This is a genomic window from Corynebacterium sp. 2571A (assembly GCF_055700935.1).
Window position 1 is genome coordinate 66,220 of sequence record NZ_JASTTE010000002.1, and the last position, 22,254, is coordinate 88,473.

A 22,254-nucleotide genomic window follows, 5' to 3' on the forward strand; every position below is an offset into this window, starting at 1 on the left:
CATGTACGACATTGAGTACCTGTCTTTTGATGGGGGATTCCGTATTGGTGATGGGTCCGAGTCGGACGTGTTTATCGAGTACGACACGCTGTCTGGGTTTGTTGGCCAGTTTGAGGACACTGGTGTGGCCACGGTGGGGATGCCGGGTGAGGTGGTGGACTTTCGTGACAGGAAGGTGCTGCCTACTGAGGGGTCTTTTACCCTAGTGGTGAAGTCACGTGAGGCGTGGGAGCGGGTACGTCGGGCGTTTTCCACGCGGCGGCATGGCACTTTGATTATTAGGCATGGTTCAGAGCATCACCTGCCGGTGTGCTTGGCGCAGTCGTTGCCGTCTCCGGGGAGTGTGCCGAAAGTTGGGGCCCGGATTGAGGTGAATCTGGTCCGTCATGAGGGTGCTTGGCTGGTGCCGATGGATGGCGTTGGTAACGTCACTGTGACGAATTTCGGTGAGACTCCGGTATGGCCGCGTTTCGTCTGGAGGGGGGGCGGTGGTGGGGTTACGTTGCCTTCTGGGGCGGGTTTTACCCTCCCGCCGGTGGACGATTGGCACACCTTGTATATGGATCGGCGTCGCGCGGGCCAGGTGTACGGGCCGGATGGCGTGTTTGACCGTGAGGTAACTGGGCAGGTTGATGCGGTGTGTGAGCAGGTGCCTGTCGACGAGTCACGCACCTTCACCCTGCCGGGCGGGGCACGCTTGGAGTGGTCGGTGGAGGTGTTTGACCCGTGGATTTAAGCTTGTGGCGTAAGCATATTCAAGCTGTTGTGGACGATGAAGGGCAGTGGGTAGGCCTGTTGAACGAGGAAGGCTACCCGATTCTGGATTTCCCGGCGGTGGTGAGTATTAAAGCCCCCGAGACACGCCTTGCCCCCTCTTCTGTGGAGGTTGTTGCTAGCGTAGCTAATGACAGTGCTGTCCGCCTGGTGGATGAGTTGGTGGCCGGCGGGCTAGGTGTGCTCGACGCGGAGAAGCGTCTTGTGCCTGCTGCTGGCCCTACTCGTATGGTGTGTGTCGTGCGCGAGGGTGAACGCCTGGTCTACACGGTCACTCACGCGGTGGCGGAGGGCGGGGCGGCCCCGTCAACGTTGACGGTTCATGGGGTTGACCTTGTGGATTCGCTGGCGTGGTGGCCGTGCCCTTCGGTGCCGTTGGAGTGGGTGAAAGCCAAGGTGGAGTCGTGGACTACCGACGCTTCCGGTGTCGAGTACAGCAAACCGCGCGGCCTTGCCCGTGTGGAGTTCGGGACCGCCGTGGACGGCTACACCGTGAAAGGCCCCGCAGTGACTGCGATCCGTACAGTCATTCAGGATTCGTTTGACGCGGTGAACCGCCTGATGGGGTGGGAGGTACCGCACGCTGTAGTTGAGTTCAACAAGGTAGGCGCCGACCCATCGCCGGAGGTGTTGATTCGTACTGATGACTCACCGATTTGGGATACGGTCGCCGACCCGGCAAAAGACGCTGGGGTGAACATCGACGTTGATTTGTGGTTGCCGGGCGACATGCCGGTGATGGTGCGTACCGATGACCGGAAGGATTACGCCGAGCACTCGTGGGACGTTCCAATTCAGATAGTAAAGGTGGATTATGCAGCCGCTAATCGCTGATGGTGGGGAGCTTACTGTCCTGCGGTCTCTTGCTGCTTATGTGTGGGGCCGGTGGCAGGTGGAGTGGCCGGACAGCGTGCCGGAAGACCAGCGGCCTACGCTGCCGAAGGATCGTGAGCATGGTTTCGTGTATCGTATGCCCGGAACCGTAGGGCGGATGGGACGGAGGTTTGTGCGCTCGGACGTGTCGATAACCGCCGCCGACTATGGGGACAATGGGCAACCGTTACCCATGTCGGGGTGGTCCGATGTGGAAGCAGTCCTTGACGCTGCGGAGCGCAGGACGACTGGGGACGCGTTTTTTGAACGTGAAATCACCCGCGGGGGGTTAGGCCCTTTGGTGCCTTACCGCGATTTTGATGTGGGTGACTTGGTGCCGGTTCAGATTTGGGGCCGGGTGATGGAGCAGCCGGTCATGTCGATTGAGGCTGTGTCTGAGGCCGGTGCCGTTGTGGATTGGTCTGTTCATGTTGGTGGAGATCTGGTCGCTGACGATGTGGAGCGTAAAAAGTCCAATGAGGCTTTGGAGCGGTCGATTGCGCAGGAGCGGCGTGAGCGGTTGAAGGACGTTGGGGTGGTGTCTCGGGCTGCGTCGCGTGCTCAGTCTACGGCTGATGGGGCTGCGGAGGGTGTGCAGGATCTGCGGGATACGCTAGGGGGTCCCGGCGCGTCGGGGAAGACGCTTGTGGAGCAGCTGGGAGCACTAAACAAACAGCTGAAGGAACAAGGGGAGGAGCCCCAGCCGGGTGTGCTGCCTGCTTACCTGGATTTGAATACGAGGTTGTGGTCGCAGCAGGAGAAGGTCAATGCGGTTCAGACGGAGGCGCAGGAGGCGGATAGGAAAGCCCTGGACGCTTTAGGTAAGGCCGTCAGCCTCCTGCACCTGAACAATCACGGCAGCTGGTACATCTCGAAGAGCTACAATCTGGGCCGTCGTGAAGAGGAGCACATGTGGTTTGACGCGCAGCGGTCTAGTTCGGTTTCTGGGTGCAGGGTGGCGTACTTCACGGATACTGGCGACCCGTACATCAAACTTTCTGAAGCGGGCGACTGGCAGGTCTACGTCCGCGTGACTGCACCACCGTCGAACGCGATTGTCAGTGGCAGTTTCACGCTGACGGTTTACGCGTACGCGCCGGGCGGAAGAAAAATAGCGGAAGCGAAAACCCGCACCAAAAACTACGGCTACTACGACACAATGCAGCTGCAAACGACCCTCAACGCGGAGGAATCCGGCTGTTACCTGTACGCGACCCTGTACACCGACGAGGCCACAAGCGGCGGCCTATTCGATGCGTCGGGTGGCAAAGAACTAACCGAACTGTCTGTGCGCCAGCTTTCACGTGGGTGATGGGTGTTTATTTTTAGGAGGTCATTATGCCCGTTTTGCAGGGGACACTTATTGATGTGACGGCTGAGCCGTCGACGGCTAGTGAGGTGTGGGTGCGTGCCCCGCGTGGGCGTGTGGCTGGTACGCGTGTGGTGGTGCCGGAGACCCGGCGGGTGGAGGTGACGGGCGGGGAATTCAGTGTGAATGTGGAGCCTGGGCCTGCCTACCTCGTCGTTGTGCACGCTACCGGCCCGCAGGAGCACGTGCCCCTGTTGGTCCAGGAGGGGATGACCACGATTGCTGAGGCGGTGCGCCTAGGCGACGAGTCGTGGGCCGATTATTCGCCGTCGCAGGCTGACGCTATCCGCGCTGAGGTTGTGGCGTCGGTGGCGCAGGCCCGCCAGCAGGCGCAGGATGCGGCCACGTCAGCTACAGCAGCGGACAAGTCAGCTAGTGGTGCGTCGTCGTCGGCGGCGCGGGCTGAGGAGTCTGCGCAGGCCGCGACCACGGCGGTGGATAACGCGGCAATGTATTCCAGGGAAGCGCTGGACTCCAGGTCGGCGGCGCAACGGGATGCCAACCGGTCGGCTGAGTCGGCGTCGTCTGCTGCTGAGTCGGCGTCACAGGCGGCGGGTAGTGCCGCGAGCGCTAAGGTTGATGCTGACCGTGCTGGGCGTATCGCGGAGTCAACGTCGTGGGATGGGGATAAGCTCACCGTCAATGGAAAAACCTCCCCGTCCCTCACCGGCCCCAAGGGAGAACCTGGCGAGGTGTCGAAGGCCCAGTTGGACATAGCCATCGCGGCGGAGAAGGCCCGCACGGTGGGCATGGTGTGGATGGTGGAGACCGAGGACCAAGCCACGGTGAAAGAAGTCTCATGCCAAAAGGGTGACTTTATCCAGGTCGCTCAAACCGGAAATATCTACCAGGTGGTGTAAACAATGATTAACACTCTGAACCTCATTGCCCCCCCACAAGGCGGGTGCTAAACAATGACGCTAAGAAAGATCGCCCCCGTCACGGAGACCGCGAGCGGTACTGGCTGGTCGGTCAGGAAGACCGGCAATGTGGTGGAGCTACGCATCGAGGGGCTGGACAGTCAGCAGTCATTCCCCGCTCAGTACGCCCCCACGTCGCAGACGTACGCGCCGGTGTCCGCCCAATCCACCACCAGCTCGTACACACCCCGCGTCAGCATCACCTACAACGGCGTCATCACCCCGCAGGGGTATTCGGGCAAGGGCTGGGGGATAGCCACCTACACCGTCTAACCAGCGTAGGCGGTGGTGCGCGGTGGCGCTGAAACTCATTAAATCCAGCCCCCGCACGCTGTGGGCCTCCACCTCCCCTAAGTCGAATCGTAACCCGATCAACTGGGTTCCTGAGGGTGACCCGTGGAGGGGGGTGAATTGGTCCCGGGTGAGCCCACCGGGCGGAAAGTGGCTGGTAGAGATGGTTAACTCACATGAATTTGCCGCTGAACTGTGGGTGCAGGGTACCAGAGTTGCGACCGCCACGGGCGGGACCGCCTCTCATGCGGTGGAGTTAACAGCCGCGGCCAGGAGCGACGTGTTCGTGCAAATACCCGGGGAGAATCACGATAAGCCGATAATTTTGCGCTTCACCCCAATCAACTAGGAGAAAACACTATGACCGTAGAAGACCTACAAGACAAAATCCGGCAGTTCGACGACGCCCAGTTTCAGCAACTCCTCGCGTGGGTGGTCACGGAAGAGAAAGACCGGCGTGCAGCACAGCCAGCCATCGAGCAGGCACAGGCTGAGGTAGTCAAGGTGTTGCAGGACGAAGGCAAGCTCCCGATGCCTGATGCGCTGACTGACGCGGAGGCGCTGCCCGAGGACGTCAGCGACGTGCCAGAATGGGCTAACCCAGGCACCGATCATTCTGCTATGTACCGCGAAGGCGATATCGTGCGTTACCAGGGGCGGATCGTTCGCTCCACACACCGGGGGCTGAATCACTGGACTCCAGGCACATTAGCTTTCGACGGGCGAATTTGGGAGGACATCACCCCGACCGACGACACCCCCGCCGAGGGCAGCGATGACACCACCGAGGACGCGGAGGCCACCCCGCCCACCTGGCGGCCTGGCGTTGCCTACCTCGCCGGCGAAGAAATCCTCCACGAAGGCCGCCGATACCGCGTAATCCAAGGACACACCTCGCAAGCAGGATGGGCCCCAGGCGCCGCACACTCACTATTCCAGGAGGTCAAAGCATGAAGAACTGGGAGACGCTAGAACCTGATAAGTACGCGCTGGTTGGCGGGCATCGTTTCACGAAGGGGCGCGCCCGGCCGATTGACCGGATCATCATCCACCATAATGCCGCTAATCGATGGTCATCTGAGCAGGTGCGTGACCTGTGGAACAACAGCCGAGAAGCCTCCGCCCACTACCAGGTGGAGGCGGACGGGACGATCGGCCAGCTCGTCAACGACTGGGACACCGCCTGGCACGCGGCAAATGCTGATATTAACGCCCGCTCGATTGGTATCGAGCACGCGAATATTTCCGGCCCGCCGCGCTGGCAAATCTCCGACAAGACGATTGAGGAGGGCGCGCACCTGGTCGCCGCTCTCTGCCACGCCTACAAACTGGGCCGGCCCACCTGGGGGAAGAACGTTTTTCCCCACTCGCAGTTCACCTCCACCTCCTGCCCTCATCAGCTGGACGTCGGAGGCGAGGACCACGCCACCTACATGCGGCGTGCCCAGTGGTGGTACGACAACCCCACCGGTGGGGCGAAGAAAACCACACCGGAGCAGCATCCGAAACCGAAGGAGCAGAATGTGCTGACCACTAAGTATTTCACTGACTACATCACGGGGTTTTTCACTCCGCAATTTGACGCAATTCAAGAAATTTGGACGCAATTAAGGGGGCCAGGGGGTAAGGGATGGAAACAATTAGGTGTTAATGACAAGGGGCAGAATTTAACCCCGGTTGATGCACTTGCGGCCATCCGTCGCCAGCTCGTAGAAATAGAAAGGAAGTTAGACGATCTCTCTAAATAACCATATTGACCTGCTATAATGGTGAATAAGAGCGGCCCGCATAGGTGCTACCAACACCGATACGGGCCTAACCCACGACACTGACAAGGAGTGTGAGGGCTGTGTCTCAGCCTACCTGTAACGAAAATTGGCTACCAATCCCGGGGTATGAGGGGCGATACGAGGTATCGGATCTCGGGAATGTTCGCAGTGTGGAAAGAGTGACCGTTGACCGACGTGGTGGAAGAAAACACTATGCCGGAAAGGTATTGAAGCCCCACAGCAATGGCTCTCATTTTAATGTTCCGCTTTATGACGGATTCAGCAATAAGCGCTGGGAGTATATTCACAGGCTTGTGATGCTGGCTTTCGTAGGGCCATGCCCTGAAGAGAAAGAGGTATGCCATAACAACGGAGACCCATCTGATAATCGCTTGTGTAATTTGCGTTACGGAACAGTGAGCGAAAACCGGTTGGATTCGGTAAGGCACAGAACCCATCCAGAAACTAGAAAAACCCACTGCCCACGGGGCCATATTCTCGCTGAACCCAATCTGCGTAGTGGGCAAAAGCCGGGATATCGGAAGTGTAAGACGTGCAAATACGCACAGGAATATATCAAACGCCATCACTTAAAGGGTGAGTGTACGGAGGTCTATGCAATGTATTACAAGAAGATTATGGAGGTACGATAATGGGTAAGCACTACAAGAACCCGGTTTTCACGACCGTGTCGGAGCACGTGGCAGACGCTGTCGCGGTGGAACTTCAAGAACAGCCGTGGTGGCGGCGATATAAGGGAACCATCATGCTTATTTTGCAGGCTGTTGCGTGGGTGGCTGGTGTTATTCCGGTCTACCTGGCGGACGCGCCGGAATGGACAATCATCCTTGTGGGCGGTATCGGTTTCTTCGTCACCACCCTAGTCAACCGCCTCACTGTTGACGGTGTCACCCCGTCCATGGCCTCACGCCTAGCAGGCCAAGCGGAACGCCGCGAATCAGCAGAAACCCCCGCCACCCTACCGGTCTACAACGGCCCCACCACCGCAGGGGAGTAGTCATGACCCGCACCCTTCGACTCATCATCGCCGCGCTAGCGCTCCAAATGACGTCACGGGGCTTGGACTACCTATTCGGTGACACTCGCTCAGGGATCGGCATATTCGAGATTGATAGCATCGGCCCGCCCTTCGCATGGGGCCTAGCCTGTATCCTCGCCGCCGCGATTACCGCTACTGGTCTCGTCATTGGGAGGGACCGAATTACGAGGGGAGGAGCAACGCTATCAGCGGCGATCTACGTCGCTTTCGCCCTTATGGTCGTTGATGACGTTTACCTAAACGACACGGTGGATGACTGGCGCTATCTCACCCTTTATTTGTCCGCCGCGTTTATCTGGGGGGTCATCGCATGGTCGCTCAGTGTCCGCATGGCGGTCACCGAGAACCGGAAGGAGCATAGTGCAGATTGACGAAATACTTACGTTCTTATCCGGTTCTAAGAGCCCGCTGGGCTTTTTTCTTTCCGTCGCTATCATCCTCGCCTTCGTGAGCGGACTATTCTCCAAGGCGGCAGAAAACTACGGCGGCATCATTGGTGCGGCCAGCAAGGCGCTCAATAAGCATAAGCAGGACGCCATCGCCGCCGACGAGGCTAGCGATGCCCGCCGCCTCGACCGGTTAGAGAAGACGATTCAACGCCTCGATAACGAGGTTGGTGAGCTGCGGGAGAAAGACAAAATCCACCATGAATACCAGCTTTATGTCGCAGCGTACTGGCGCAAGCTGCAGTTCTGGGCAGTGGAGAAGAACATCACCCTGCCGCCCCCACCGATGATGACCTACCCGGAGTGGAAAATAAGTACCTACCCAGACACGGAGTAACGTTGACCCCCGCCCTCGTGGTGGGGGTCTTTTTTCATGCCCTTTTTTAGTAGTCGCCCTTCAGGGAGGTGATGTACAGGGAGGCTTCTTTTTTGGACATTTTTTCTACTTCCTCGCGGGTGGTGGGGCCGTAGTAGAAGCCGCCTTCGAGGCGTGCGCCCTGGTCAATAAGTGCCATGATGTAGGAGACCTGGCGCGGGGTGGCGAGTGGGCCTTTTTCTGCGATGAGTTGACGGCGTTCTTCTTCGGCTTTTTCTTCGGCGGCGATTTCTGCGCGGATGGCTGCCCGTTCTACATCCCATTTTGCTTGGAGCTCGTCGCAGGCGGCGATGGCTTCGGCTTCGTCGGCGTAGGGGCGGAGATTTTTGGGGGTGATGCTGCTGTTGTGGAATGCGTAGAGGCCGGGTCCCCAGGTTTTGCCGCGTTCTTTGCGGGGGCGGGTTTCCTGGATGATGTAGTAGTCTGTGGTGCTGTAGATTTCGTTTTTCATGGTGTGGGTCCTTTCTGACCTTTGTGGCCGGGAACTTTTCCCTTGCCTGTACTACTAATAGTAGTCGATCCCCCGCTAGTTGTCTAGCTGGTAGACATCTATATTTGTATGGTGTTCGTCACTCCTCGTCCCCTAGGTGGAGGGTGACCCCGTGCATGGCCATGGCGAGTCGGCAGGCCGCCTGCTCCCAGTCGAGGGCCCGGCCGTCCAGCTGCTGCTCCTCCGAATCGGAGGGGTAGAGCAGGATGACGCCGCGCTCCTCCATGTCGGCGAGTGTGTCCGCGTCATCAAGGAGGCGTTCTAGCAAGTCTTGAACACCGCCACTGATAGCCAGGGGGATAGGGGCGGTGCCTGCCACCCACCGTGCGTAGGTGCGCCGGGCTACCCCTAGCGTGCGGGCCATAGCATTGGTGTCCAGCCCCAGGAGGTGCTGCGTGGCCTGCAAATCGCCACGCGAAATTGGTTCTTCCCCGCCCTCGTCCCACATGACGGCGGGCACGTCCCAGACTTTGCAGGCTAGGGCGTCCAACAGATCCTCGGTCAGGGGGCGCGGGGTGGAGGGCTGCTCGTCCTCGTCCAGTCCGGACTCGTCCAGCGGGTGCACCGCCTGAACCTGGTCTAGCCAGTCGTCCATGATTTTGCCGCTGTCTAGGGCCTCGTCGATAAGCAGCTTGCGCAGCTCCTCCAGCGACTCGCCAATCACCTCGTTGGTGTAGCCGGCCTTTTCTGCGGAAATGATGATGGTCATGATGGTGGTCTCCAGTCTTGTGTGTGGCTGTGTGGTTTATGTATTTTGTGTGGTTTGTGTACCCCCCAATTAACTTCCCACAGTGTTAAATTGAGTAGGAAGCCAGTGGGGGGCCGGGGGTTATAGTGCGTGAGCTGCGACATTCTCCCAGAAGTCAACGTCCTGGCGGATGATGAAGCGCTTGGCGATGCCTTCCCCGTCGGTGGTGATGACCTGGTCGGCGATGGTGTCAATGTCGTGCTGGTCGGCGTACTCGCCCAGAACTTCGATGATCTCGCGCTGGATGGCTTCGGTGCGGGTTTCGTATCGCATTGGAATCAATCTCCCTTGTGTCGTGGCCGGGAACCTCTTTCCCTTGCCTGTCCCTATTACCTTAGCGAACCCTGTAGCAGTTGTCTAGTCGGTAGACACCGCTATTTATGTGGTGTTCGCCACAAAGAAAAATCCCCGCCGGAGCGGGGAAGCGACATCCGTAGAACACAACAAAGGCTCATCCCCACCGCGGCGGGGAGGACTGGATGTCTAGCCCTAATCGTACTCGCCCAGGATTGGAAATTCATCCATCCAGGAGTAGATCGTCTGCCGGGTAACCCCCATCGCGCGGGCCAGCTGCGCGACCGGAACCTGTTTCGAGTGGGCTAGGCGGGCGACCTGCTCGTGCAGCATTCGCTGGTCAAGTTCCAGCTTAAATTGGAGATCTGCCAGGCGCTCCCGCTCCTCGCGCACCTCACGCACCAGCGGAGGTTCCTCCTGAGACGGCGTAGTAATTTCGTAGGCCTTGATGTGGATGGGCTCAAATCCAAGCGCCTGCACCAGGTCGCCCTGCACCATGTCCAGTACCGTCGCGCCCAGGCCGTATTTCTTCTTCGTCTCCTCGGTGACTACCCAGGTTCCCCCGGCCTGCCCGGTCTCACCCAGCACCGCGCCGTCTGGGGAGACCAGCACGCCCTTCACGCCGCTGTCTCCCGTCCAGGCGCTAGCCCACCGCGCCAGCTGCTTATGTGCGCCCATCGGGCCGCCGCCACGCTTGGCCAGCACCTGCTCGGCCTTCCGGGCGTTCCAGGCGTTGATAGTGCCATACTTGAAATTAATCATTGTTCTTTACCTCTCATAGATCCGTTGTGCCTTTCTGTCCATATCCTAGTGTATACACGCTAGACATGTCTAGCGGTCTATACTGTGGCGGCGGCACGCTCGGCGCGTAGGAAGCACGCCAAATCCCACGACAATTCCACGACAAAAGGCCTAAAAAGCGGCCAAAAGCGCCCAAAAGATACCTAACGTGAAAACCAGAGAAAACCACTACAACCAGCAAAAACACAGGTAATAGTGGGGAGGCGACAAAAGGCGTAAAAGAGTTCAAGTCTCACCGGGCGCACCAGGCTAAAGGAAAAATGCCGAGGTCATCGCAGCAAAGACCTCGGCATTTTTGTGTCTTCCTACTCCACCTCGGTGAATTTCCGGTCCCACGCGGAGCGGATGGGGTTGGCGTCGGCCAGCAGGATGTCGAAGCGGTCGCCGGCGATTTCGACGATTTCGCTCAGCGCCACGCGGTGCTCTTGGGGCTCGGAGTTGGCCAGGCGGCGCACGCCGGCGTCGAGGACGCGCTCGAAGGTGTCGTTGGTGTCCAGGTAGGCCACGAACGGCATGCCGAAGCGCTCGCGGTAGGCGGCGGCCAGCTGGGTGATCTGCTCGGTCTGGACGTCGTCGAGCTCGCCGAGGCCCAGGGAGCCGCGGTCGGCGGAGATCGCCGCGGCGCCCTCGTCGTCGGCCAGCAGGAGCTCGTCCATGGCGGGGTAGTCGTGGATGAGCTGTTCGCGGCGCTCGACGTCGGCGGTAAGCACGGCGACCTGGATGGCCTCGCGCAGCTGCCCGACGTTGTCGAAGGGGCGGGACTCCCAGGTGGTCTCCAGCGGCCAGGTCTCGTTGTTGAACAGCGGGCGCAGGGTCGCCACGAAGTCGTCGCGGTCCATGGCGTTGAGCTCGTCCAGGGAAACGCCCGTGCCGCCGGTGCGGGCGACGTCCCCGCCGCGGGAGCGGCCCGTGTGGAAGAACAGCAGGTTCAGCCCGATGGCGGTGATGGCGCCGATCGACATGCCCGAGGAGACGAAGGTCTGCGACCACTCCGGGAAGACCGCCGCGATGTCCGGCTTGAAGGTCACGAGCATGGCCAGGCCCAGGGCGGTGGTCACGATGACGGCGTTGCGTCCGTCGTTGATGTCGGCCTTGGCGATGGTCTGCAGGCCCACCCAGGCGACGTTGGCGAACAGCGCTAGCGATGCCCCACCCAGCACCGGCGCCGGGATCGCCGCGACGATGGCGCCGGCCTTGGGCAGCAGGCCCAGCACGATCATGAATCCGGCGGCGGCCACGGCCACCCAGCGGGACTTCACGCCGGTCAGGCGGACCAGGCCGACGTTCTGGGCGAAGCAGGTGTAGGGGAAGGAGTTCATCACGCCGCCGATGACGGTGGACACGCCGTCGGCGCGCAGTGCGGCCTGGACGTCGGCACGGCGGATGCGCTTTTTGACGATCTCGCCGGTGGCGAAGACATCGCCGGTGGTCTCCACCATGGTGATTACCATGACGATCAGCAGGGAGAAGATGGCGACTAGGTCGAACTGCGGCATGCCGAAGTAGAACGGCGTCGTGATGCCGAAGGCATCGGCCTCGCCGACTTCCGCGAAGCTCGCGTCGCCGGACAGGAGGGCCACGCCCGTGCCCAGCACCAGGCCCAGTAGCACCGACAGGGTGCCCAGGAAGCCGCGGAAGAAGCGCTGGACTAGGACGATGACGGCCAGAGTGCCGAAGCCGTACCAGAGGTCGCGGGCCGCTGGTGCGCCCTCGGCGTAGTTGGTGAAGTCGTTGGCGGAGACGGCCAGCAGGGACGTACCCATCACTAGCAGGACGGTGCCGGTGACCACCGGCGGGAAGTAGCGGAGGAAGCGGCCGAACAGCGGCGCCATGAAGAAGGTGAACAGGCCCGCGACGATGATGGAGCCGTAGATGACCGGCAGGGAGGCCACACCGCCCTGCCCGTCGGTCGCGCCCAGGCCGATGGCGATGATCGGCGCGACGGCGGTGGTGGTCACGCCCTGGACGATGGGCAGCCGCACGCCCACGTGCTTGCCGATGCCGACCGACTGGATGATGGTCGCGATACCGCAGGTGAGTAGATCCGCGTTGATGAGGTGGATGGTGGTGGCGGTATCCAGGTTGAGCGAGCCCGCGATCAGCAGCGGGACGATGACCGCCCCGGCGTAGAAGGCGAGAACGTGCTGCAGGCCGAGTGCGGCGAGTTTGCCGGGGGCCGGAACTTGGTCGACGGGGTGTGTGCGCTTGGGCTGGGTGCTAGTTTGGGCAGCCACGAAGTCCTCCAGTGTGGGGCGAAGCAAAAAAGGGGTCTAATTCGTACCCCTCAAGCGTAGAAGGGCGGCGCAGATTTCGGGAAAACCGCAGCAAAACGTTCCGGTTATGACCAGAATTCCGGCCGGCGCCCGAAGCTTAAACCGGACGGACGTTTTACTAAAAATGCCTGAGCAGCACACTAGAGTCAGACATCAGACCTGTGGGCCATTGCACACTTTCTGGGTTGGAGTAACCACCTAACAAGCCCCTACACTGGGACTCAACGGGGCTTGCCGCTAGAGAAGCTCAAGACCATCGAAACCCGAGAAAATATACAGGTTACAAGGTGGATTGGGAATTGGGAATGGCGAGCGCGCCCCAAGGTATAAGGGAACTTATAGATACAGAAGGGAGTCACCGACAGTGACCACCGCAACCCAAGACCTCAAGTTTGATGCCTGGAAGGGGTTTGAGACCGGTCCGTGGACTGAAGGCATCGACGTGCGCGACTTCATCCAGCGCAACTACACCCCCTACGAAGGGGATTCGTCCTTCCTGGCCGGCCCGACCGAAAAGACCAAGCGCACCTTCCAGCACCTGGAAGACAACTACCTGTCCGTCGAGCGCCAGCAGCGCGTCTTCGACGTCGACACCCACACCCCGTCCGACATCGACGCCTTCCCGGCCGGCTACATTTCCGAGGATGACAACGTCATCGTCGGCCTGCAGACCGATACCCCGCTGAAGCGCGCCATGATGCCGTTCGGTGGCTGGCGCATGGTCAAGCAGGCCATCAAGGAAGCTGGCAAGGAAGTGGACCCGGAGGTCGAGAAGATCTTCACCCGCTACCGCAAGACCCACAACGACGGCGTCTTCGACATCTACACCCCGCGCATCCGCGCTGCCCGTTCCTCCCACATCATTACGGGCCTGCCGGACGCCTACGGCCGCGGCCGCATCATCGGCGACTACCGCCGCGTGGCCCTCTACGGTGTTGACTACCTCATCGAGGAAAAGCAGGCCTCCCGCGACTCCGTCGCCGACGCCGGCTTCTCCGAGCACTGGGCTCGCTTCCGCGAGGAGCACTCCGAGCAGATCAAGGCTCTGAAGAAGCTGAAGGTCATGGCCGAGCAGTACGGCTTCGACATCTCCGGCCCGGCTACCACCGCGCAGGAAGCTGTGCAGTGGACCTACTTCGGCTACCTGGGCTCCATCAAGTCCCAGGACGGCGCCGCCATGTCCATCGGCCGCCTGTCCGCGTTCTTCGACTGCTACTTCGAGCGCGACCTGGCCAACGGCACCATCACCGAGGAAGACGCTCAGGAAATCATCGACGCGCTGGTCATGAAGCTGCGCATCGTCCGCTTCCTGCGCACCGAGGACTACGACCAGATCTTCTCCGGCGACCCGTACTGGGCCACCTGGTCCGACGCCGGCTTCGGCGACGACGGTCGCCCGCTGGTCACCAAGACCTCCTTCCGCCTGCTCCAGACCCTCATCAACCTGGGGCCGTCCCCGGAGCCGAACATCACGATCTTCTGGGACCCGAAGTTGCCGGAAGGCTACAAGAAGTTCTGCGCCCACATCTCGATTGAGACCTCGTCCATCCAGTACGAGTCCGACCGCCAGATTCGTGAGCAGTGGGGCGACGACGCCGCCATCGCGTGCTGCGTGTCCCCGATGCGCGTCGGCAAGCAGATGCAGTTCTTCGGCGCCCGCGTCAACGCCGCCAAGGCCCTGCTGTACGCCATCAACGGTGGCCGCGACGAGGTCAGCGGCAAGCAGGTCGTGGAAGGCTACGAGGCCATCCAGGGCGACGAGCCGCTGGACTTCGATGAGGTCTGGCAGAAGTACGAGGAGATGCTCGATTGGGTCGTCGGCACCTACGTCGAGGCCCTGAACATCATCCACTACAGCCACGACAAGTACGCTTACGAGGCCATCGAGATGGCCCTGCACGACTCTGACATCGTGCGCTCGATGGGCTGCGGTATCGCCGGCCTGTCGATTGTCGCCGACTCCCTGTCCGCCATCAAGTACGCCAAGGTCACCCCGGTCCGGGATGAGTCCGGCCTGATTGTGGACTACAAGACCGAGGGCGAGTTCCCGGTCTACGGCAACGACGACGACCGCGCCGACGACATCGCCGCAACCATCGTCCACACCGTGATGGAAAAGATTAAGGCCATCCCGATGTACCGCAACGCCATCCCGACCCAGTCGGTGCTGACCATCACCTCGAACGTGGTCTACGGCAAGGCCACTGGCGCCTTCCCGTCAGGCCACGAGGCCGGCACCCCGTTCGCGCCGGGCGCAAACCCGGAGAACGGCGCCGACAGCCACGGCATGGTCGCATCCATGCTGTCCGTCGGTAAGCTGGACTACAAGGATGCGTTGGACGGCATCTCGCTGACCAACACCATCACGCCGTCTGGCCTGGGCCGTACCCCGGATGAGCGCATCACCAACCTGGTGGGCGTCCTGGACGCCGGCTTCATCATGGACAAGTAAGACCACCCAAAACCCAATCTCGTAGAAGGAGAAATCATCATGGCAACCCCGACTTTCGATCAGCGTCTCGAGGCAATGAAGTCCCGTCGTGCAGAGCACAACATGGACTCCGGCCTGTACCACGCCAACATCAACGTGCTGGACAAGTCCACTCTGGAGGACGCAGTTGAGCACCCGGAGAAGTACCCGAACCTGACCGTTCGCGTCTCCGGCTACGCCGTCAACTTCGTCAAGCTGACCAAGGAACAGCAGCTGGACGTCATCTCCCGTACCTTCCACCAGGGTTCGTAAAAAACCATGGCTGATGGCGTTACTGGTGTTGTTACCCTCCAACCAGAAGAAGGCGAAAAGGTTCGCGGCGTCGCCGCGGGCCTGGGTGGGGACAACGAACTCGACCAAATCACCCGCCCCGAGCTCATGGAAGCCCGCCGCACTGGCGACGTCGGCTTGGTGCACTCGTGGGAACTGGTGACCTCGGTCGACGGGCCGGGTACCCGCATGACGATGTTCATGTCCGGTTGCCCGCTCCGCTGCCAGTACTGCCACAATCCTGACACCTTCGAGATGAAGACCGGCTCCCTGGAGAAGGTCGAAGACGTGGTCAAGCGCGTCAAGCGCTACAAGCCCATCTTCGACGCCTCCGGCGGCGGGTTGACCATCTCCGGTGGGGAGGCGCTGTTCCAGACGGCGTTCACCCGCCGGGTGCTCAAGGAAGTGCACGATGCCGGCATCCACACCACCATCGATACCTCCGGTTTCCTCGGGGCGCGCGTGCGCGACGAGGACCTGGACAACATCGACCTGGTTCTGCTGGATGTCAAGGCAGGCGATGAGAAGACTTACAAAGAAGTCACGCGGCGTCAGCTGCAGCCGACCATCGATTTCGGTGACCGGCTCTCCGCAGCAAACAAGCCGGTGTGGATCCGCTTTGTGGTCGTCCCCGACCTGACGGATAGCCCGGAAAACGTCCAAAACGTCGCCAACATCGTGGCACGGTGGCCCAACAACGTGGAACGCGTTGAGGTCCTTCCGTTCCATAACATGGGCGCCGACAAGTGGCGTGAGCTGGGTTATCCCTACACACTGGAAGACACTAAGCCCCCGGCTGCAGAGGATGTCGAAGCTATCCGCGACGTCTTCCGAGCCAAAGGCTTCACGGTCTACTAGTTCCCTATAACCCGCAAACACCCGCTCGCTTGCCCTCCTAGTCTCTAGGAGGCAGCGGGCGGGTGTTTGGCGTTTGCGGGCGGCTAGGCGGCTATTCCTTGACGTAGCCGACGTTTTCGACCTCGACACTGCCCAGCGACTTGGCGCCGAAGTTGGCCAGCTTGGGGTTGGTGGCCACCATATCCGGGCCGTTCATCAGCGGCATGATGCCGAAGGTGGACAGCGCCTCCTTCTCCAGCTCGTTGGCTTTCTGGGTCTGCTCATCCGCGTCCGCGATCTGGCCCAGTTCTTCGATTTTCTTGTCCATCTCCGGGGTGCCGGTGCCGGACTTGTTCAGCTCCGAATCCGAGGCGTAAATCTGGTTGAAACTCGCCACGCCCAGCGGGGAGGAGGACGCGAAAGCCATCGGGAAGATGTCGAAGTCGCGCTTGGTGACGATCTTGGAGAAGTCCGCCGACGGGCGCTCCTCGATGTCCAACTTGATGCCGACGTCCGCCAGCATCTTCTGGGTGGCGGAAGCCTCCGCCTTGATCCCGGGGTCGTCGCCGGTGAGCACGTAGCGCAGGGCCAGCGGCTGGCCGTCCTTCTCGCGGGTGCCGTCGGCGCCCGGGGCCCAGCCGGCATCGTCGAGCAGCTGCTTGGCCTTTTCCGGATCGAAGGAGATGAGCTCGCCGAAGGAGTCCTGGTAGCCCTCCTGGGTCTGGTAGAGGGTGAACGAACCCGGCAGGTCCTCCTCGTAGTCCAGGTCGTTGAAGCGGATGGAGGCCAGCTGGTCGCGGTCGATGGCGGTCATGAAGGCCTCGCGCACCTTGATGTCGTCCAGGCCTGGCGCGTCGGAGTTCAGCACGAAGAGCACGTTGGCCGGGCGCATGGCTGCGCGGATCTCGATGTTGTCCATGTCCTGGATGGTGGCCAGGCGCTCCTTGGAGGCCACGCCCGTCGCGTCGATCTCGCCGGCCTTGAAGGCGTTGATGGAGGCCTGCGACTCCATCTGGCGGTAGGTGATCTTCTTGATGAAGGGCTTGTCGCCCCACCACTTGTCGTTTTCGGTGAAGGTGACGGTGCCGGCGCCGAAGTCGACGCTGTCGACGGTGTACGGCCCCGCGCCCCACTCCGGGTGGAGCTGGTTGACGTAGGCCTCGTTGAACTTCTCGGCCGAGTCGACCTGCGGCGGCAACAGGGAGGAGAACGTGTCCTGCCACCACGGGTAGGCCTGCTTGAACTTCACGACGACCTGCTTGTCGTTTTCGCCCGGGGTGATGGACTCGATCTTGTCGAAGCCCTCCGTCGAGTGGATGTTGAGCTCATCCATCTCGCCGTTGTTGAACTTCCAGGTGTGCTCGAAGACCTTCCAGTCGATCTCCGTGCCGTCGTTGTACTTGGCGTCCGGGTTGATGGTGTAGGTCACCTGCGTCTTGCCGTCGACGACCTCTTCTTCCACGTCGGTCAGGTAGTCGGCGTTCGGGACGAATTCGCCGTCGCCGGTGTAGGTGGACAGCTGCGGGTTGTAGTACTGCCAGAAGGTCCGGGTGTAGCTGGTCATGTCCGCGTTGAAGGCGTTCTGCTGCTCCGAAAACTCATCGATGCCTAGGGTCAGGTCGTCGCCTTCCTGCAGGTTCTCGCGGTCCTGCATGTTGTAGGAGCCCTCCAGCTGCAGGTCGACGTCGATGGCGCTCGAGGAACCGTTCGAGCCGCCCGCGCAGGAAGAAAGAAGCACCGCCGAGGCCGCGAGTGCTAACAGCGTGGTGTAGCGGTTTGTGGTTGACATGGTCTGAACTACCTTTCTGGCAGGGGTGGAAATCTTGAGGGAGGTTGGTATGGAGTTATCTCTGCTGCGCCGGGCAGCAAACTGGGGAAATTCTTTAAGGCTCAATGGGCTCGTAGACGGTCCTTTCCCGGGTGCGCTCTACGGCCGGGTCGGGCACGGGGATGGCCGAGATGAGCGCCTGGGTATAGGAGTGCTGCGGGTGGTCGAAGACTTCGTCGATGGGGCCGGTTTCTACAAAATCGCCCTTGTACATCACGGCCACCTTGTCGGATAAGTGCCGGACCACGGAGAGGTCGTGGGCGACGAAGACAAACGAGATGCCCAGCCGCCGCTTCAGGTCGTGCAAGAGGTTGATGATGCCGGCCTGGATGGACACGTCCAGCGCGGAGACCGGCTCGTCCAGGATCACCACCGACGGGTTGGTGGCCAGCGCCCGGGCTAGGCCGATGCGCTGGCGCTGCCCGCCCGAGAAATGCCCGGGGAAGCGGTCGATGTGGTGCGCGGACAGGCCCACCAGCTCGAGCAGCTCGGAGATCCGGGCGTCGACGTCGCCGTCGTAGCCCAGTGACTGCAGCGGCTCGGCGATGACCTCCCGGATGGTCATGCGCGGGTTGAGCGAGCTCATCGGGTCCTGGAAGACCATCTGGATGTCCTTGCGGAGCTCGCGGCGCTGACGGTCGCCCAGCTGGGAGGCGTCGACGCCGCCGACCACCACGCGCGCCCCGTCGGTGGGCTTGAGCTCCATGACCTCGAGCAGGGTGGTGGTTTTGCCGGATCCGGACTCGCCCACGATGGCCAGGCACTCGCCCTCGTGGACGGTGAAGCTGACCTGGTTGACCGCGTGTACCGTGCCCACGCGGCGTTTCAGGATGGAGCCCTTGATCAGCGGGAATTCCTTGCTGAGGTTCTCGACCTCGAGGGTCGTGCGGCGCTTCTCGAAGGGGGTATCGCCCAGCACGTCCTCGGCAAAGGTCGGCAGGGGGAACAGGCGCTGGCCGCCAATCCGCGAGTCGATGATCTCGTCCGCGCGGTGGCAGGCGGCGCGGTGGTGGCTGACCGCCGGGTCCAGGCTGGAGGTCATGCCGACTAGTTCCGGCTCGCTGGCGCGGCAGGCATCGATAGCCACGGGGCAGCGGTCGGCGAAGGGGCACTCGTCGGGGACCTCGATGAGCTGCGGCGGCGTGCCGGCCACCGGGGTCAGCGGCTCCGACTGGGCGGTGTCCGCGCGCGGGGTGGAGCCCAACAGGCCGATGGTGTACGGCATCTTCGGGCTGTTAAAGAGCGTGTCGACGTCGGCGTATTCGACTGGGCGGCCGGCGTACATCACGGCGACGTCGTCGGCGGTGCCGGCCACCACGCCCATGTCGTGGGTGATCATGATGGTCGCCGCGCCGGTCTCCCGCTGCGCGACCTTGAGCACGTCCAGAATTTGCGCCTGGATGGTCACGTCCAGGGCCGTGGTGGGCTCGTCGGCGATGATGAGCTGCGGGTTGTTGGCAATGGCGATGGCGATGACCACGCGCTGGCGCATGCCGCCGGAAAACTCGTGCGGGAAGGAGCGCAGGCGCTTGACCGGGTCGGGGATGCCCACTAGGTCGAGCAGCTCGGCGGCCTCCTTCTGCGCGGCGGCGCGCCCGATGGAGCGGTGGGCGGTGATCGCCTCGACCAGCTGGTCGCCGATGCTAAAGACCGGGGTGAGTGCCGACAGCGGATCCTGGAAGATCATCCCGATGCCCTTGCCGCGGATGGCCGACATCTGCTTGTCGGTTTTGCCCAGCAGCTCCTCGCCTTGAAAGCGGACGGAGCCGGTGACCTTGGCGTAGTCGGGCAGCAGCCCCATCACGGCCATGGAGGTCACGGACTTGCCGGATCCGGACTCGCCCACGATGGCCAGGGTGCGCCCGGCCTCGAGGCTGAAGCTGGTCCCGCGCACGGCGTGGACGGTGCCGGCCTCGGAAGGGAAACTGACGTTGAGGTCTTCGACCTCGAGCAGGGCGGTCATGCGCGTCCTCCGGAATTCGAGTTGGGGTCGATGGCGTCTCGCAGGCCGTCGGCGATAAAGGCCATGGAAACGGTGAGCAGGGTCAGGGTGGCGGCGGGGAAGTAGAACTGCCAGGGCGCGGCCTCGACGGCGTTGGTGCCCACGGCCAGCAGCGTGCCTAAGGAGACGTCCGGCAGCTTCACGCCCAGCCCCAGGAAGGACAGCGCGGTCTCGGAGACGACGGTGGAGACCACGCCCAGCACTAGCTGGATGATGAGCAGCGATCCGATATTCGGCACGATGTGGCGGACGATGATTTTCGGGCGCGAGACCCCCATGTAGCCGGCGGCGCGCACGTAATCGTTTTCCCGCACGCTCAGCGCCATGGCCCAGATAACGCGCGCGGCATACATCCAGCCGAAGGCGATGAGCACGATGATGAGCATCTTCCAGTCGCCGCCGGAGTCGGAGACGACCAGGGCGATGAGCAGGAAGGTCGGGATGGCCAGCAGAAAGTGGATAACCGCCAGGATCACCTTTTCGGTCCAGCCGCCGTAGATGGCCGCGCCGGCGCCGATGATCGCCGACAGGATGGAGGTGGCGATCGAGACGGTCAACGCGATGACAAGCGATCGGCCCAGGCCGTGGACGACCTGGGCGAACAAGTCGTTGCCGGAGTTGGTGGTGCCGAACCAGTGATCCGGCGACGGCGGGGCGGACAGGGCCAGAAAGTCCGGCTCGTCGAAGGCCCACGGCGTCAGGTAGCTGCCGAAGAGGGAGACGGCGATAAGGCCCAGGAAGATGATGAAGCCGACGGTGGCCATCTTGTTGCGGAAGAACCGGCGCGTGTACAGCTTGAGCTTGCTCGTGCCGCGGATGGTGGTCTCGTCGGCGGTGTAGAGCTTGCGCTGCGACTCGTCGGCGTCGACGCCGGCCGCGGTGGCGGACAGGGCGCTGGGCTCGGTGGCCATGCTGAAGTCGGCGGTCGCGGTGTGCGGGCGGATGCCCAGGTTGTCCGCGGCCGAGTCGATGGCCAGGTCGTTGCGGAGGTGGGGAGTGGCCCGCCGGGCGGTCGCGCGCGGCTGGGTGGATTTGCTGCGATCGGACATTTAGCTCACCCTTACCCGGGGATCGAGGACGACGACGATGAGGTCGGCCAGGATGGCCGAGACCGCAATCATGACGGCGCCGAAGGCGGCCACGGCAGTGGTGCCGTGTATGTCGTTGCGGGAGATGGTCTGGATGAAGTACTGGCCCATGCCGTTCCAGGCGAAGATGGTCTCCGTCATGATGGCGCCGGTGAAAATGCCCGGCACGGAGAAGGCCACCGACGTGGCCACGGGGATGATGGAGGTCCGCAGCGCGTGCTTGCGGATGGCCTGGGTGCGGGTCAGCCCCTTCGCCCGGGCGGTGCGCACGTAGTCGGCGGATAGGTTATCCAGCAGCAGCGTGCGCTGCATCATGTGGTAGCCGGCGTAACTGATAATGACCAGCGAAATGGTAGGCAGCACCAAGTGTTGGGCGGTGTCGATGAGCGTGGGAACAAACCCTTCGACCCCGGGGGAGCCGGCGCCGCTGACGTAGACGATGCGCTGCCCGGTCACCCGGTTGAGCCACAGGCCGACGGACACGACGACCAGGGAGGCGACGACCACGTGGACGTTCATGGTGACAATCGACATGCCCTGCCAGAAGCGATCGGCGAACTTGTACTGGCGGGAGGCGGTGTAGACACCCAGGCCCACGCCGAGGACGATGGAGATGATGGTGGCCAGCAGCAACAGCTGGGCGGAAACCAGCGCGCGCCGGGAGACTTCCTCGGTGACCTCCACCCCGAGCGGGGAGGCGCCCCAGTCCCAGTGCAGCACCACGCCGGTTAACCACGTCCACCAGCGCTCCAGCAGCGGGGTCTCCGGGTCCAGATTGAGTGGCTGCAGGATGTGGCTAATCTGCTCCTGGCTCAGCGGTGGGCGCCGCCCGGCGTAGTTGGAGCGCGGATCCAAAAAGACCGATGCCAACAGGTAGGCGATGTTGGTGGCCAGGAAGATCACGATTAACCAACTGGCGGTCTTTTTGATGATGTATTTGACCATCGCGGTTTCCTTGGGTGTGGGAACGTACTCGGGTTAAGTGATCCAGCATCGAAGTTCGTTCGAATGTGGTGTGGATTACTAACTGTGATATTGACAATAGTGGGGGCGCTAAACCGACGGGGCGAAAACGAGGAAAAATCCTCCGGAAAGGTGTGGGCGCATACCCCCATCCGGGTAGGGCGGCGCCGTGGCTCGGTCCCGATCCCGCTTCCCCGATCCCTAGCCATGCGCGCTGTTCGCGCTGGGTGGGACCCCCTCGCGCATCGGCGGCGAATGTGTCAGACTGAGAGCTGACCGGTGCAATAGAAT

General features: G+C 61.9%; 21 protein-coding genes and 1 pseudogene. 13 read left to right on the plus strand and 9 right to left on the minus strand.

The window, feature by feature from the left end:
- The first annotated feature begins 1 nt into the window (after position 1).
- From QQS53_RS03735 to QQS53_RS03785, 11 genes are all read left to right on the plus strand, one after another.
- Positions 2–736, plus strand: coding sequence for a hypothetical protein (locus tag QQS53_RS03735; protein ID WP_472774589.1), 735 nt, complete (start codon positions 2–4; stop codon positions 734–736).
- The gene (locus QQS53_RS03740) at positions 727–1,608 is read left to right on the plus strand and encodes a hypothetical protein (RefSeq protein WP_472774590.1); all 882 of its coding nucleotides are present in this window, start codon (positions 727–729) and stop codon (positions 1,606–1,608) included. The genes QQS53_RS03735 and QQS53_RS03740 overlap by 10 nt, the downstream gene beginning before the upstream one ends.
- A complete protein-coding gene (locus tag QQS53_RS03745) occupies positions 1,589–2,959 on the plus strand; it encodes a hypothetical protein (protein ID WP_472774591.1) in 1,371 nt (456 codons plus the stop codon). Before QQS53_RS03740 ends, QQS53_RS03745 begins: the two co-directional genes overlap by 20 nt.
- Before the next feature lie 113 nt (positions 2,960–3,072).
- The gene (locus QQS53_RS03750; RefSeq protein WP_472774592.1) at positions 3,073–3,876 is read left to right on the plus strand and encodes a hypothetical protein; all 804 of its coding nucleotides are present in this window, start codon (positions 3,073–3,075) and stop codon (positions 3,874–3,876) included.
- Positions 3,877–3,930: 54 nt separating this feature from the next.
- Complete coding sequence (locus tag QQS53_RS03755) at positions 3,931–4,209, plus strand: hypothetical protein (RefSeq protein WP_472774593.1); 279 nt, start codon at positions 3,931–3,933, stop codon at positions 4,207–4,209.
- 378 nt (positions 4,210–4,587) lie between these two features.
- Complete coding sequence (locus tag QQS53_RS03760) at positions 4,588–5,181, plus strand: carbohydrate-binding protein (RefSeq protein WP_472774594.1); 594 nt, start codon at positions 4,588–4,590, stop codon at positions 5,179–5,181.
- Complete coding sequence (locus tag QQS53_RS03765) at positions 5,178–5,975, plus strand: peptidoglycan recognition protein family protein (RefSeq protein ID WP_472774595.1); 798 nt, start codon at positions 5,178–5,180, stop codon at positions 5,973–5,975. The genes QQS53_RS03760 and QQS53_RS03765 overlap by 4 nt, the downstream gene beginning before the upstream one ends.
- 101 nt (positions 5,976–6,076) lie before the next feature.
- Positions 6,077–6,649, plus strand: a complete 573-nt coding sequence (locus QQS53_RS03770) for an NUMOD4 motif-containing HNH endonuclease (protein ID WP_472774596.1) — start codon at positions 6,077–6,079, stop codon at positions 6,647–6,649.
- The gene (locus QQS53_RS03775; RefSeq protein WP_472774597.1) at positions 6,649–7,014 is read left to right on the plus strand and encodes a hypothetical protein; all 366 of its coding nucleotides are present in this window, start codon (positions 6,649–6,651) and stop codon (positions 7,012–7,014) included. The genes QQS53_RS03770 and QQS53_RS03775 overlap by 1 nt, the downstream gene beginning before the upstream one ends.
- Positions 7,015–7,016: 2 nt before the next feature.
- Positions 7,017–7,427, plus strand: a complete 411-nt coding sequence (locus QQS53_RS03780; protein WP_472774598.1) for a hypothetical protein — start codon at positions 7,017–7,019, stop codon at positions 7,425–7,427.
- The gene (locus QQS53_RS03785) at positions 7,417–7,839 is read left to right on the plus strand and encodes a hypothetical protein (RefSeq protein ID WP_472772791.1); all 423 of its coding nucleotides are present in this window, start codon (positions 7,417–7,419) and stop codon (positions 7,837–7,839) included. The genes QQS53_RS03780 and QQS53_RS03785 overlap by 11 nt, the downstream gene beginning before the upstream one ends.
- A 46-nt stretch (positions 7,840–7,885) precedes the next feature.
- On the opposite strand, the gene QQS53_RS03790 is transcribed toward QQS53_RS03785, so the two are convergent.
- From QQS53_RS03790 to QQS53_RS03810, 5 genes are all read right to left on the minus strand, one after another.
- Positions 7,886–8,329 (minus strand): hypothetical protein, encoded by a 444-nt coding sequence (locus QQS53_RS03790; protein ID WP_472774599.1) that lies wholly within the window; start codon positions 8,327–8,329, stop codon positions 7,886–7,888.
- Between the two features lie 118 nt (positions 8,330–8,447).
- Complete coding sequence (locus tag QQS53_RS03795; protein WP_472774600.1) at positions 8,448–9,077, minus strand: hypothetical protein; 630 nt, start codon at positions 9,075–9,077, stop codon at positions 8,448–8,450.
- A 120-nt stretch (positions 9,078–9,197) separates the two neighbouring features.
- Positions 9,198–9,389: a hypothetical protein gene (locus QQS53_RS03800; RefSeq protein ID WP_472774601.1), complete on the minus strand. Its 192-nt coding sequence runs from the start codon at positions 9,387–9,389 to the stop codon at positions 9,198–9,200.
- Positions 9,390–9,605: 216 nt separating this feature from the next.
- Complete coding sequence (locus QQS53_RS03805) at positions 9,606–10,172, minus strand: transposase (RefSeq protein ID WP_472774602.1); 567 nt, start codon at positions 10,170–10,172, stop codon at positions 9,606–9,608.
- Between the two features lie 344 nt (positions 10,173–10,516).
- Entirely contained in the window at positions 10,517–12,445 is a 1,929-nt protein-coding gene (locus QQS53_RS03810) for a solute carrier family 23 protein (RefSeq protein WP_472774603.1), read from the minus strand.
- Positions 12,446–12,848: 403 nt separating this feature from the next.
- On the opposite strand from QQS53_RS03810, the pseudogene pflB reads away from it, so the two are divergent.
- Together pflB and pflA are read left to right on the plus strand one after the other, a co-directional pair.
- Positions 12,849–15,227, plus strand: a pseudogene (gene pflB, locus QQS53_RS03815) (formate C-acetyltransferase).
- A gap of 6 nt (positions 15,228–15,233) precedes the next feature.
- Positions 15,234–16,103, plus strand: a complete 870-nt coding sequence (gene pflA / locus QQS53_RS03820) for a pyruvate formate-lyase-activating protein (protein ID WP_472774604.1) — start codon at positions 15,234–15,236, stop codon at positions 16,101–16,103.
- Between the two features lie 91 nt (positions 16,104–16,194).
- Here pflA and QQS53_RS03825 read toward each other — a convergent pair whose 3' ends face one another.
- From QQS53_RS03825 to QQS53_RS03840, 4 genes are all read right to left on the minus strand, one after another.
- Entirely contained in the window at positions 16,195–17,871 is a 1,677-nt protein-coding gene (locus QQS53_RS03825) for an ABC transporter family substrate-binding protein (RefSeq protein WP_472774605.1), read from the minus strand.
- A 94-nt stretch (positions 17,872–17,965) separates the two neighbouring features.
- Positions 17,966–19,873 carry a dipeptide ABC transporter ATP-binding protein gene (locus QQS53_RS03830; RefSeq protein ID WP_472774606.1) on the minus strand — a complete coding sequence of 636 codons (1,908 nt, stop codon included), beginning with the start codon at positions 19,871–19,873 and terminating at the stop codon, positions 17,966–17,968.
- Positions 19,870–20,961: an ABC transporter permease gene (locus QQS53_RS03835; protein WP_472774607.1), complete on the minus strand. Its 1,092-nt coding sequence runs from the start codon at positions 20,959–20,961 to the stop codon at positions 19,870–19,872. Before QQS53_RS03835 ends, QQS53_RS03830 begins: the two co-directional genes overlap by 4 nt.
- Positions 20,962–21,945, minus strand: coding sequence for an ABC transporter permease (locus QQS53_RS03840; protein WP_472774608.1), 984 nt, complete (start codon positions 21,943–21,945; stop codon positions 20,962–20,964).
- Between the last annotated feature and the right edge of the window lie 309 nt (positions 21,946–22,254).